Annotated in this window: 8 protein-coding genes; 3 read left to right on the forward strand and 5 right to left on the reverse strand. The window is 69.8% G+C overall.

From position 1 onward, the window contains the following. Nucleotides 1-103: 103 nt before the first annotated feature. The gene (locus ACZ4TG_RS22015) at nt 104-1,114 is read right to left on the reverse strand and encodes a LacI family DNA-binding transcriptional regulator (RefSeq protein WP_468165297.1); all 1,011 of its coding nucleotides are present in this window, start codon (nt 1,112-1,114) and stop codon (nt 104-106) included. Nucleotides 1,115-1,315: 201 nt separating this feature from the next. After that, nucleotides 1,316-5,605 carry a discoidin domain-containing protein gene (locus ACZ4TG_RS22020; RefSeq protein ID WP_468165299.1) on the reverse strand — a complete coding sequence of 1,430 codons (4,290 nt, stop codon included), beginning with the start codon at nt 5,603-5,605 and terminating at the stop codon, nt 1,316-1,318. A gap of 230 nt (nt 5,606-5,835) precedes the next feature. Between ACZ4TG_RS22020 and ACZ4TG_RS22025 the strand changes: the two genes are divergently transcribed. Both ACZ4TG_RS22025 and ACZ4TG_RS22030 read left to right on the forward strand, forming a co-directional pair. Beyond that, the gene (locus tag ACZ4TG_RS22025; protein ID WP_468165302.1) at nt 5,836-7,437 is read left to right on the forward strand and encodes an ATP-binding protein; all 1,602 of its coding nucleotides are present in this window, start codon (nt 5,836-5,838) and stop codon (nt 7,435-7,437) included. Beyond that, nucleotides 7,434-8,141: a DUF7342 family protein gene (locus ACZ4TG_RS22030; protein ID WP_468165304.1), complete on the forward strand. Its 708-nt coding sequence runs from the start codon at nt 7,434-7,436 to the stop codon at nt 8,139-8,141. The genes ACZ4TG_RS22025 and ACZ4TG_RS22030 overlap by 4 nt, the downstream gene beginning before the upstream one ends. Nucleotides 8,142-8,166: 25 nt before the next feature. On the opposite strand, the gene ACZ4TG_RS22035 is transcribed toward ACZ4TG_RS22030, so the two are convergent. From ACZ4TG_RS22035 to ACZ4TG_RS22045, 3 genes are all read right to left on the reverse strand, one after another. After that, complete coding sequence (locus ACZ4TG_RS22035) at nt 8,167-9,759, reverse strand: solute symporter family protein (protein ID WP_468165306.1); 1,593 nt, start codon at nt 9,757-9,759, stop codon at nt 8,167-8,169. After that, the gene (locus tag ACZ4TG_RS22040; RefSeq protein ID WP_468165308.1) at nt 9,756-10,247 is read right to left on the reverse strand and encodes a DUF485 domain-containing protein; all 492 of its coding nucleotides are present in this window, start codon (nt 10,245-10,247) and stop codon (nt 9,756-9,758) included. Before ACZ4TG_RS22040 ends, ACZ4TG_RS22035 begins: the two co-directional genes overlap by 4 nt. 152 nt (nt 10,248-10,399) lie before the next feature. Continuing rightward, nucleotides 10,400-12,520, reverse strand: a complete 2,121-nt coding sequence (locus ACZ4TG_RS22045) for a DNA gyrase/topoisomerase IV subunit B (protein ID WP_468165310.1) — start codon at nt 12,518-12,520, stop codon at nt 10,400-10,402. Nucleotides 12,521-12,966: 446 nt separating this feature from the next. Between ACZ4TG_RS22045 and ACZ4TG_RS22050 the strand changes: the two genes are divergently transcribed. Beyond that, nucleotides 12,967-13,203, forward strand: a complete 237-nt coding sequence (locus ACZ4TG_RS22050; RefSeq protein ID WP_030239625.1) for a DUF7455 domain-containing protein — start codon at nt 12,967-12,969, stop codon at nt 13,201-13,203. Nucleotides 13,204-13,291: the final 88 nt, after the last annotated feature.

A 13,291-nucleotide genomic window follows, 5' to 3' on the forward strand; every position in this document is an offset into this window, starting at 1 on the left:
CATCGATGCGCCGGGCACTGCGGACAGGAGACGCAAAAAGGGCTCCGAAACGTCCCTGGGGACGTTCCGGAGCCCTGGACGGAGCGCGCGGAGGCGGTACGAGTTACCGGCGCGGGGCTTGCGCGGTGGAGCCGCGGACCACCAGCTCGGGCTCGAAGAGCAGCTCTCCCGGCTGTACGGCGGCGCCCTGGATCTGGGCGGTGAGCAGCTCCACGGCGGCCCGGCCCATCGCCTCGATCGGCTGCCGGACGGTGGTGAGCGGGGGCTCGGTGCAGTTCATGAACGCCGAGTCGTCGTATCCGACCACCGAGATCTCCCGGGGCACGTCGAGGCCGCGGCGGCGGGCCGCCCGTACCGCCCCGAGGGCCAGCGGATCACTCGCGCAGATGATGCCGGTGATCCCGCGGTCCAGCAGCCTGGAGGCCGCCGCGTGCCCGCCCTCCAGGGAGAACAGGGTCCGCTCCACGTGGGCGGCGGGCAGCTCGGCGCCGGCCGCGGCGGCCACGGTCTGGGCCGCCGCCAGCTTGCGCAGGGAGGGGATGTGGTCGGGCGGCCCCAGCACCAGGCCGATCCGCTCGTGCCCCAGGGATGCCAGGTGGCGCCAGGCCTGCTCGACGGCGACGGCGTCGTCGCAGGCGACGCAGGGGAAGCCGAGGTCCTCGATGGAGGCGTTGATGAGCACCACCGGAACCTTGCGCTCGGACAGCAGCCGGTAGTGCTCGTGCGGTGCGTCGGCCTGCGCGAAGAGCCCGCCGGCGAAGACCACTCCGGACACCTGCTGCTGGAGCAGGAGCTCCACGTAGTCGGCCTCGGAGACCCCGCCGGTGGTCTGGGTGCACAGCACCGGGGTCAGCCCCTGCTGTGCCAGCGCGCCGCCGATGACCTCGGCGAAGGCCGGGAAGATGGGGTTCTGCAGCTCCGGCAGCACCAGTCCGACGAGCCTCGCGCGTTCGCCGCGCAGCTGCGTGGGGCGCTCGTAGCCGAGCACGTCGAGGGCCGTGAGCACGGACTGTCGGGTCGCCTCCGAGACGCCCGGCTTGCCGTTGAGCACCCGGCTGACCGTTGCCTCGCTGACTCCCACCTTCTTCGCCACTTGAGCAAGTCGTCGCGTCATGAGCGCAAGAGTAGCGCAAGAAATGCAAGTCGCTTGCAGTTCCTTTACGGCCAGTTTGACCGATGGAGACCCCTCCCGGGAAGGCCCGCGCGGCACCCGCGAGCGCACCCCGCGGGACCCCGCAGGCAGCCCGCCGGCACCACCGCCGAGGCCGGCGGAGCACCCCCGAAAAGGGACACCCCGCCGGCCCGCCGCCGCCCGCTACGGCAGCTGGTTGATCCTGAACGTGGACGTCGTGTTCCGTACGTCCACGGCGTTGTCGCTCATCCGCAGGTTCTGGATCGTGACCTCACCGACCGCCGGACCCTGCCCCGCCTCGGGCATCTCGTTCGCCCAGAGGCCGAAGCCGGACTTCGCGTCGAAGGCGTCGCCGCTCTTCTTCGCCCCCGTGATGGTGATGTCCTTGAGGACGGTGTCCTTGATGGGATTGACGGGCTGACCGCCGACGTACTGCGTCTGGAACATGATGCCGCTGTACGTCGGGTCGACGATGTCGACGTTGTTGATCCGGATCCCCTGGAACACCTTGGAGGCCGAGAAGACCCAGATTCCGGGGAAGGTCTGCGCCCCCCAGAAGTGCCCGCCGGACCGGACGATCGAGATGTTCTCGAAGGTCGTCGGATCGGTCCCGAATCCGTTCATCGGGTACCCGAAGTCCAGGGAGCTGATGGTGATTCCCGAATAGACCAGGGTGTCCGCGATGTGGATGTTGCGGAAGGTGTTGTTGAAGCCGCCGTAGACGGCGACACCCGCTGCCCTCCAGGTCAGGATCGTGGTCAGGTTCTCGTAGACGTTGTTCTTCATGTCCGCGCCGCCCGCGTCGATCGCGGAGAACAGCGCGAAGCTGTCGTCGCCCGTGGCCCGCGCCTCGTTGTTGGTCACGAGGTTGTCGGTGCTGCCGTTGGTCATGTTGATGCCGTCGGCGAACATGTCACGGATCCGCGAGTTCTTGATCGTGATCCGGTCGGTGTTGGCGCCCCAGTAGAGGCACACCATGTGCTCGTTCCAGATGTTGTCGATGACGATGTCGCCGACATTGGCGAAGTCGAAGACCTTCCCCGGCCCGTCGATGCGCGAGGTGTAGTTGCCGAAGTAGGCGAATCCGGAGAAGGAGGACCCCTTGGCCGTGCCCTCCGCGCGCCAGCCGATGTCGGTGTTGTCCTGGGTGTCCGGGGCGTGGAAGCGGGTGAACCACGGTCCGGCGCCGACCACCTGCACGGCCTTGCCGTACACCTGGAACTTGCTCGCCGTCTGGTATTCCCCCGGCGGCAGGTAGACCCCGGCGAGCTTGCCGGTGGTGTCCATCCGGACCTTGTCCAGGGCGTTCTGCACGTCCTGGTGGGTGAAGCCGGCGGGCACGGTGTACGTGGCCGGGTCCGGGTTCGCGATCGCGGTGGCCTGCTCCAGGCTCACGAAGTCGATGGCGTACGTGGAGGTGTTGGACGCGTCCTTCTGGAGCCGGATCCTGCTGCCCTGGGGGACGGTCTCGCCCAGCAGGATGTTCGCCTCGTCGTAGATGTGGCGCGGCGCGCCGGAGCCGGGCGAGTTGCCCGGTGAGGCCTCGGCGCCGTACAGCCAGGCGTACTTGGAGGTCAGCGGCAGGACCTTCCTGAGGGTGCCGTTGACGTACACGTTGATCGTGGAGTCGATTCCTCCGCCGCCCGGGGCGTCCGGGATGGAGAAGCGGGTGACCAGGGTGTTGGTGGCCGCCCGGGTGGTGAACTCGACGTACTCGCCCGTCGCGTCGAGGCTGACCGCCTTGCGGCCCGAGGCCTCTCCCGCGATATCGCCGATGGTGCGGTTGGGGCCGACGACGCTGGCCCCGCCGCCGACCGCGCCGTCCTCCGCCTCGTACATGTCGAAGGGCATGTTCGCCCCGCGGCCCACGAAGAGCGGCTTGGTGGAGGTGTTGTTCGCGCGCTTGACCGGCAGTTCGTTGGCATCGTCGGCGAGGATCACCTTGACGGTGTACTTGCCGTTCGCCGCGGGCCAGCTGCCGAGCGCGACCGGCGCCGAGGAGGCACCCGCCGCGAGGGCGCCGCTGAAGGAGCCCGTCAGCGTACGGACGGTCGCGCCGCCCGCGTCCTGCAAGGTGAGGGTGATCCCGTGTGTGCCGGAGGCCGCCGCGACGCTGCCCTGGTTCTTGACGGTGACGGTGAAGTTCACCGCCTGGCCGGCGGACGGGGAGCCCGGTGACCAGCCGACGGCGGAGGCCACCAGGTCGGAGCTGTCCACCGGGCGCACCACCAGCGGGGTCCCGGTGAAGGTGTTGTTGGTGTCGTTCTGCTCGATGACCGTGTTCGCCGCGTCCACCACCGCGCTCAGAGGGTACGTACCGGCGTCGCGGGCGCCGATGCCGGTGGTGACGGTGGCGATGGCGCCCGCGGCGAGGGCGGGTACGTCGGCCGTACCGGCCTTCGTGCCACCGAGCTGGAAGGTCACGGCGGTGGCGGCGGCCGGAGCGGGCCCGCTGTTGCGGACGGTGGCGGACAGCGTGACGGAGTCCGACTCGACCGGCGCGGCCGGGGCGGCGCTCAGCGCGGTGATCTCCAGGTCGGGGTTGGGTGCGGGGACTCCGATGACCTGGAACTCCGCGATCTGGCCGTTGGAGGAGCCGGTGTTGGCGGTGAAGCGCAGCTGGACGTCCGCGACGCGGGCGGTCAGCGGGATGGTGACGGTGTTGCCTCCGGCCGCCGGGTCGAAGACGTAGTCCTTCGCGGCGACCAGTGCGGTGAAGCCCGAGGCGCTCTGCTCGCGGCCGAGGACCTGGATGTTCTGGGTGCGGGTGGCCCAGGAGCTGTCGGGGTTGAGCTTGAGGACCAGCCGGTCGACGTCGGCGTTGGCGCCGAGCCTGACCGTCAGGGTGCTCGGATAGGCTCCGGCCGCGCCCTCCCAGTAGGTGGTCGTGCTGTTGTCGTTCGCGTTCTCCGCGACGAAGGTGTGGATCACGGAGGAGCCGCTGACGGGCTTGCCGACGGCCAGGTTGGAGCCGCCGCCTCCGGTGCCGTTTCGGGTGACGGTGTTGCTGTCGCCGGAGCGGTTGCCCGCCGCGTCCTTGGCCCGGACGAAGTAGCTGACGGTGGCGGAGGCGGGCTGGGTGTCGGTGTAGCCGGTGGCGTTGCCCGCGACCGTCGTGCGCAGCACGTTGTTGGCGTACACCTCGTAGCCGGTGACGGCCACGTTGTCGGTGGAGGCCAGCCAGGCCAGTTTGACCTGGTCGGCGGCGGGTTGGGTGAGGGTCAGGTTCCCGGGGGCGGTCGGGGCCTGGGTGTCGCCGGCGCCCCCGGCGCGGGTGACGGTGTTGCTGTCCGGCGACTGGTTGCCGGCCGCGTCCTTGGCCCGGACGAAGTAGGTGACGCTCGCGCCGGCGGGCTGCGTGTCGGTGTAGGTGGTGACGTTGCCCGCGACGCTCGTGCGCAGCTGGTTGTCGGCATAGACGTCGTAGCCGGTGACGCCGGTGTTGTCGGTGGCGGCTTTCCAGGTGAGCTTGACCTGACCGGTGGCGGGCTCGGTGTAGGCGAGCTCGGTGGGGGCGGTCGGCGCCTGGGTGTCACCGCTCTGCGGACCGTAGATCTCCAGCTCGGAGAGCTGGCCGCCCGGCTGTACGGAGTTGGCCGATATCCGGACGCGCAGGTGGCGGGTGGTCGCCGCGTCGAAGGTGATGGTCACGGCGTTGCCGCCGGCGGCGTTGAACTCGTACGCCTTCGAGGCGGTCAGGTCGGTGAAGTCCGAGCCGTTGGCGCTGCCCTGGATCTTCAGCGTCTGGGTGCGGGCGCCCCAGTTCTCGGGCAGTCGCAGGACGACGCGGTCCACGCGTACGGAGGCGCCGAGGTCGGCCTGGATCCACTGCGGCATGGCGTTGTTGACGCTCTCCCAGTAGCTGGCCGTGTTGCCGTCGTTGGCGTTGGCCGGACCGTAGACCTGGGTGTGGCTGCTCGCGGTCAGGGTCTTGCCGAGTGCCAGGTTGACCGAGGACTCGCCGGGGGCGCGGACCTCGAGTTCGGACAGCTGGGCGGCCTGCCAGCCGGTGTTGGCGGTGATGTCGATCCGGACGAACCGGGTCTGGGTGGCCGGGAGGGTGATGGTGACCGTGTTCCCGTTGCCCTGTCCGAAGGAGTACGTGGCCGAGTTCACCAGCGTGGTGAAGCCGGTGCCGTCGGCGCTGCCCTGGACGGACAGGATCTGACTCCGGCTCTCCCAGGCGGCGGGCAGCTTGAGCACCACCTGATCGATCCGGGTCGTGGCCCCGAGGTCGGTCTGGACCCACTGCGGGAACGTGCTGCCGGAGCTCTCCCAGTACGTGGACTGGTTGCCGTCGGTGACGTTGGCGGCGCCGTAGGAGCCGTTGGTACTGCTCGCGGCGGCGGGCCTGCCCGCGGCGATGCTCGGACCGCCGGCGGCTGCGGCGGTCAGGGCGGGCCAGCTGATCATCATCAGCGCCGTGCTGAGGAGGGCGGCCAGGACCCGCCACCTCCAGTTGAGCCTTCTCATATGTCCTCGTCCCTCGACATGAGTTTTCTGAACCAGGTGAGATAGGAATTTGCGGTGTGCCGTGCGAGAGTTGCAGAGCTTTGCCGCATCGTCTACTGCTCTGACCGCACTTTTATGCCGTCATCACTTGCGCAAGCTGGGCGCAAATAACGCAAGCGATTTGCGTGCCCTGGAGAAATTCCGCTTATGCCGAAGCCGACCTACGGTTGCTAGTCATGCGGTTCCTCCACATGAGCGCTCGGCGCCTCGGGCTGCCCAGACGGGCCGTCTCCCAGATCCTGCTCACCCAGCTCGCCATCGCCGCCGGGGTCGCGGTGCTCGCCACGGGGCTCTTCCTGGCACCGCTCAGTGCCCAACTGGACGACCAGGCCATGCGGCGCGCCCTCGCCATCGCTCAGAGCGCCGCGGCCGACCCGTCGCTGGGCTCCGACCTGCTGGCCTCCGGACCGGACGCGGAAGGCCCGGTGCAGGCTTCAGCAGAACGGATCCGCCGGGCCACCGGCGCCGAGTACGTGGTCGTGCTCGACCTCCAGGGCATCCGCCGCTCCCACCCCAGCCCCGGGCTCATCGGCCTGCCGGTCTCCACCGACCCGAGCGACGCTCTGGCGGGACGCGAGGTCATGGAGATCGACGAGGGCACCCTGGGCCGCTCGGCCCGGGGCAAGGTCCCGCTCCTCGCCGCCGACGGGGAGATCGTCGGCGCCGTGTCGGTCGGCATCGCCTACGACAGCGTCCGCGACCGGCTGACCGGCGCCATCCCCGGCCTGCTCGCCTACGCGGGCGGCGCTCTGGCGGTGGGCGCGCTCGCCGCCTACCTGCTGTCCCGCCGGATCCAGCGCCAGACCCGTGACCTGGCCTTCTCCGATATCGCCGGCCTCCTCGCGGAGCGCGAGGCGATGCTGCACTCCATCCGCGAGGGAGTGATCGCCCTCGACCGGGACGGCAGGATCCGGCTGGTCAACGACGAGGCCGCCCGGCTGCTCGGCCTCGCCCCGGACACCGCGGCCGCCGTCGCGGGGCGCGCGCTGGACGACGTACTCGGCGCGGGCCGCACCACCGAGGTCCTCACCGGCCGGGTCATCGGCCGCGACCTGCTCACCGTCCAGGGCCCCCGGGTACTGGTCGCCAACCGGATGCCCACCGAGGACGGCGGAGCCGTCGCCACCCTGCGCGACCGCACGGAACTGGAGCACCTCGGCCGCGAGCTGGACTCCACCCGGGGCCTGATCGACGCCCTGCGCGCGCAGGACCACGAGCACGCCAACCGGCTCCACACCCTCCTCGGCCTACTGGAGCTCGGCCTGTACGAGGAGGCCGTGGAGTTCGTCACCGAGGTCGTCGGAGTCCACCGCACCACCGCCGAACAGGTCACCGAGAAGATCCGGGACCCGCTCCTGGCCGCCCTCCTGGTGGGCAAGGCCACCGTCGCAGCCGAACGCGGCGTCCCCCTGCGCCTCGCCGACTCCACGCTGCTGCCCGACCGGGTGGCCGACCCCGGCGGCCTCGTCACCATCACGGGCAACCTGGTGGACAACGCCCTGGACGCCGCGGTCGGCTCGGCGGCGCCCCTGGTCGAGGTCGAGCTGCGCGCCGAGGGCCGTACGGCGATCCTCCGCGTCCGGGACAGCGGCCCAGGGGTCCCCGCCGACCGCCGCGAAGAGATCTTCACCGAGGGCTGGTCGACGAAACAGCCCAAGGCCCACCGCGAGCGCGGCCTGGGACTCGCGCTCGTACGCCGCCTCGCGGAGCGGCAGGGCGGTACGGTCCGGGCCGGCGAGACAGCGGACGGAGGGGCGGAGTTCTCCGTCGTACTCCCGGAGGCCCTGCGATGAACGAGTCCCCGATTCACGTATTGGTCGTCGACGACGACATGCGTGTTGCCCGGATCAACGCGGCCTACGTGGCGAAGGTTCCCGGTTTCCGGGTGATCGCCCAGGCGCATTCCGCGGCCGAGGCACTGGCGTTCATCGACACCCACGCCGTCGACCTGATCCTCCTGGACCACTACCTGCCCGACGAGAACGGCCTGGACCTGGTCCGTCGCCTGCGCCAACAGGGCCGCCACACCGACGTGATCATGGTCACTGCCGCCCGCGACCTGGCCACCGTCCAGGCCGCCATGCGTCTCGGCGCACTCCAGTACATGGTCAAGCCGTTCACCTTCGCCGGCCTCCAGGCCCGCCTGGAGGCGTACGGGAAGCTGCGCCACGCCCTGGACACCGGCGGCGAGGCCGAACAGTCCGAGGTGGACCGCATCTTCGGCGCCCTGGCCTCGGCCGGCACCCCCAACGACCTCCCCAAGGGCCACTCCTCCACCACCGCCGACCTGGTCCGCCAGGTCCTGCGCACGGCCGAGGGCCCCCTGTCCACCCAGCAGATCGCCGACCGCGCCGGCATCAGCCGCCAGACCGCCCAGCGCTACCTCAAGCTCCTGGACCGAACGGGCCGGGTCACCCTCGCCCTGCGCTACGGCGAAACGGGCCGCCCGGAACACCGCTACGCCTGGCGCCCCGCGGACCCGGGCACCGCGCACTGACCCCGCCCGGCCCGCACCGGCCGGCTCACACCGCCCCGGCCCCCGTCAGGGACCTGACCTCCGTCTCGGCGTGCTTGCGCGCATCCGGTTCCTCCGCCGACGTCACCGTGCCCAGCCACCCCGCCAGGAAGCCCAACGGGATCGAGACGATCCCCGGGTTCTGCAGCGGGAAGTACTGGAAGTCCACCCCCGGGAAGAGGGATTCGGGACTGCCGGAGACCACGGGCGACAGCACCACCAGCAGCATCGCCGGCACCAGCCCCCCGTACACCGACCAGACGGCTCCGCGCGTGGTGAACTCCCGCCAGAACAGCGAGTACATCAGCACCGGCAGATTCGCGGAGGCGGCCACCGCGAAGGCCAGTCCCACCAGGAACGCCACGTTCAGGTTCTGGGCGACCAGCCCGACCCCGATCGCCACGGCTCCGATCCCCACGGCCGCGACCCGGGCCACCGCGACCTCGCTGCGCTGCTTGGCGTGCCGGCGCTTGAGGGAGGCGTACAGGTCGTGCGCCACGGAGGCCGAGGACGCCAGGGTGATCCCGGCGACCACCGCGAGGATGGTCGCGAAGGCGATGGCGGCCACGAAGGCGAAGAGCACCGCGCCACCCGTACTGTCGGCTCCCCCGCCCAGGTATGCCGCCAGCAGCGGAACCGCCGTGTTACCCGAGGCGTTGGAGGCCCTGACCTCCTGCGGCCCCAGCAGCGCGGCCGCCCCGAAGCCGAGCACGATGGTCATCAGGTAGAAGCCGCCGATCAGCGCGATCGCCCAGACCACGGACCGGCGGGCCGCCCGCGCCGTCGGCACGGTGTAGAAGCGGGACAGGATGTGCGGCAGCCCGGCCGTGCCCAGCACCAGCGCGAGCCCGAGGCTCATGAAGTCGAAGCGGGCGGTCCAGTCGCCCCCGTACTTGAGGCCGGGGTTCAGGAACCGGCTGCCGTGACCGCTGCGTTCGGCGGCACTGGTCAGCAGCTGGTCGAAGTTCCCGTGGAAGCGCAGGAGCACCAGCACGGTCAGCGTGATCGCCCCGCCCATCAGCAGTACGGCCTTCACGATCTGGATCCAGGTGGTGGCCCGCATCCCCCCGAAGGACACGTAGACCACCATCAGAGCGCCGACGCCGATCACGGTCAGGGTCCGCGCGGCCGTACTCGAATCCCCGAGCAGCAGGCCCACGAGGCTCCCCGCGCCGACCATCTGCGCGACGAGGTACAGCACCGAGACCACCACGGAGGAGGTGCCGGCCGCGATCCGCACCGGCCGCTCGCTCATCCGGGCGGCGACCACGTCGGCCAGTGTGAACCGCCCGCAGTTGCGCACCAGTTCGGCGACGAGGAAGAGGACCACCAGCCAGGCCACCAGGAAGCCCACCGAGTACAGCAGGCCGTCGTAGCCGAAGAGGGCGATCAGGCCGGAGATGCCGAGGAAGGAAGCGGCGGACATGTAGTCGCCCGCGATGGCGAAACCGTTCTCCAAGGGGGAGAACAGCCGACCGCCCGCATAGAACTCCTCGGCCGACCCGTGCCGGTTCCGGCTGACCCACGTGGTGATGCCGAGGGTGACCGCGATGAAGACGCTGAAGAGGATCAGCGCGAGGGTCTGGTGTTCGGTGTTCACCGCCCCGCCTCCCGGGTCCGGATCCGTTCCTGGTCGCGCTCCTGCTCGAAGACCGTCCAGCGCAGGTCCAGCGCGGCCCGGTCCCGGCGCAGCCTCGCGTGCCGGGCGTACGCCCAGGTCAGCACGAAGGTGCTGAGGAACTGGCCCAGGCCGGCCACCAGGGCCACGTTGACGGAGCCCACCACCTGGCGGGCCATGAGGCCGGGAGCCGCGGTCGCCGCGATCACGTAGGCGACGTACCAGAGGAAGAAGCCGACGGTTGCGGGGACGACGAACCTTCGGTAGCGGCTGCGCACCTCCTGGAAGGCCGCGCTGCGCTGCACTTCCAGGTAGATGTCGGATGCGCCGGGAGCGGACCGGTCGTCCGGGACCGGACGGGGAGGCAGCGTGTCCTCAGCCGCGCCCTCTCCCCAGCCGACCGCCAGCGCGTCGTACCAGGGGTCGTCCAGCCGGATCGTTCCGGCATCACGACCTTCGTGCTTGTCCACCGAACTCTCCTTGTCCGCCGCCGCATTGGCCGCGTGCCCACAAGGATGTGCGGAATCGATGTTTTCCGGACTGATGTACCGGTGCTCTTCACTCCATCAGGTGATGGGTGAAGAGCACCGGTGTGCCGGGGTTTCGGTGTGCGCCGGACGGCTCAGGCGTCGATGCGCGAGCGGTCCAGGGTCGCCGCCGAGCTGGTGATGAACTCCTTGCGCGGGGCGACCTCGTTGCCCATGAGCAGATCGAAGACGGACTCGGCCGAGTCCAGGTCACCGATGTTGATCCGGCGCAGGGTACGGAAGCGGGGGTCCATCGTGGTCTCCGCGAGCTGGTCGGCATCCATCTCGCCGAGGCCCTTGTAGCGCTGGATGGCGTCCTTGTACCGGATGTTCTTGCGCTGGTACTCGAGCAGCGTCTGGCGCAGCTCGTTGTCCGAGTACGTGTAGACGTACTTGTCCTGGCCCTTCTTCGGCTGGACCAGCTCGATCCGGTGCAGCGGCGGCACGGCCGCGAAGACCCGCCCCGCCTCGACCATCGGCCGCATGTACCGCTGGAAGAGCGTGAGCAGCAGGCACCGGATGTGCGCGCCGTCCACATCGGCGTCGACGAGCAGGACGATCTTCCCGTAGCGGGCGGCGTCGAGATCGAAGGTCCGGCCCGAGCCGGCTCCTATGACCTGGATGATCGCGCCGCATTCGGCGTTCTTGAGCATGTCCGAGACGGAGGACTTCTGGACGTTGAGGATCTTGCCGCGGATCGGCAGAAGCGCCTGGAATTCGGAATTCCGGGCAAGCTTGGCCGTGCCGAGGGCGGAGTCTCCCTCGACGATGAACAGCTCACTGCGGTCCACGTCGTCACTGCGGCAGTCGGCCAGCTTCGCCGGCAGCGAGGAGGACTCCAGCGCGGTCTTGCGGCGCTGCGCCTCCTTGTGCTGACGGGCGGCGATCCGGGTCCGGGCGGCCGCGACGACCTTCTCCATCACGGCGCGGGCCTGCTGCTTGTCGTCACGCTTGGTGGAGGTCAGGAAGGCCTTGAGCTCCTTGGCGACCACGGCGGCGACGATCCTGGTGGCCGCGGAGGTGCCGAGCACCTCCTTGGTCTGGCCCTCGAACTGCGGCTCGGCGAGACGGACGGTGACGACGGCCGTCATGCCCTCCATCGCGTCGTCCTTGACCACGTCGTCCTCGGCGACGCGCAGCAGTTTCGCCGAGCGGAGCACCTCGTTCACGGTCTTGGCGACGGAGCGCTCGAAGCCGGAGATGTGGGTGCCGCCCTTGGGGGTGGCGATGATGTTCACGAAGGACTTGACGTTCGTCTCGTACCCCGTGCCCCAGCGCAGGGCGATGTCCACGCCGAGCTCGCGGGTGACCTCGGTGGGGGTCATGTGGCCGCGGTCGTCCAGGACCGGGACGGTCTCCTTGAAGGTTCCCGTGCCGGTCAGGCGCAGCACGTCGCAGACGGCCTTGTCCTGCGCGAGGTACTCGCAGAACTCGCTGATGCCCCCGTCGAAGCGGAAGGTCTCCTCGGTCTTGCCGGCGCCGTCGATGCCGCGCTCGTCGCGGACGACGATCGTCAGCCCGGGCACGAGGAAGGCCGTCTGGCGGGCGCGCTGGTAGAGCGTCTCCAGGCCGAGCCTGGCGTCCTTGAGGAAGATCTGGCGGTCGGCCCAGTAGCGGACCCGGGTGCCGGTCTTCCCCTTGGCGATCCGCTTGATCTTGCGCAGGCCGTTGGCCGGGTCGAAGGGGCTGTCGGGGCCCTGCTCCGTGAACATCCCGGGGACGCCGCGGCGGAAGCTGATGCCGTGGGTCGAGCTGCCCCGGTCCACCTCGACGTCGAGGCGGGCCGAGAGGGCGTTGACCACGGAGGCGCCGACGCCGTGCAGGCCGCCGGAGGCCGCGTACGAGCCTCCGCCGAACTTGCCGCCGGCGTGCAGCTTGGTCATGACGACCTCGACACCGGACAGGCCGGTCTTGGGCTCGACGTCCACGGGGATGCCGCGGCCGTTGTCCCGGACCTCCACGGAGGCGTCCTCGTGCAGGATCACCTCGATGTGGTCGCAGTAGCCGCCCAGGGCCTCATCGACGGAATTGTCGATGATCTCCCAGAGGCAGTGCATCAGGCCACGACTGTCGGTGGACCCGATATACATCCCGGGGCGCTTGCGGACGGCCTCGAGGCCTTCGAGGACGAGCAGGTGCCGCGCGGTGTAGTTGGAACCGTCCCGGTCTGCTCCGGACAGCAGCGCGCTGGAAGGCACGGACGTGTCGGCGGTCACGCAGTTCGCTCCTCGCTGAATTTCTTTTCTGGCCCGGTCGGGCGCAGGGGTGGCTCGGCTGCCGCTCAGAGGGTACCGAGGCCTGGTAGAGCCGATGCAACGCCACCCTCGCGGCCTCCCCAGCCTAGTGCAGGCCCGCACGGATGTTCGATCCCCCATGGGGGTGAAGCAAACATCACGTTCCCTTCGACGCATGAACCATTTAGGGTTCGGGCACGTCCTCATGAACAACCGGCACTCAGCCGGGGAGGACGCGAACTGCGACAAGCGAACGACTGACAACGCGAAACCGTAAAGCAACGCAATACGGCTCCTTCGCCGCCAACCGGCAACGGCCGGCCAGCTTCGGAAGGAAGTTTCGAAAGAAAGCCGCGAGCGGGAACGTTTTCGGCCTGGTTGGATGTTGACCCTGGTACGACAGCTCGTCGAGCTAGAGAAGAGGCGACGTGACTACTGTTCTGACACCCGCGACCCCGCTGACGGCCGCTGACCGATGCGACCGTTGCGGCGCCCAGGCATATCTGCGCGTCGTCCTGCTGAGCGGCGGTGAACTGCTCTTCTGCGCCCACCACGGGCGTAAGTTCGAGCCGGAACTCAAGAAGATCGCCGCGGAAATACAGGATGAGACCGAGCGGCTTACGTCCGCTCCGGCTGCGAATGCTGCCGACACCGAGGACCGCTGACACAGGCCTACACCTCGCATCCGACGAGCCAGGACCGGCCAGGCCGGTCGACGGGCGACACCTCTGAGACCCAGGGGTGCCGCCCGTC

Source organism: Streptomyces sp. NPDC028314 (genome assembly GCF_055565795.1).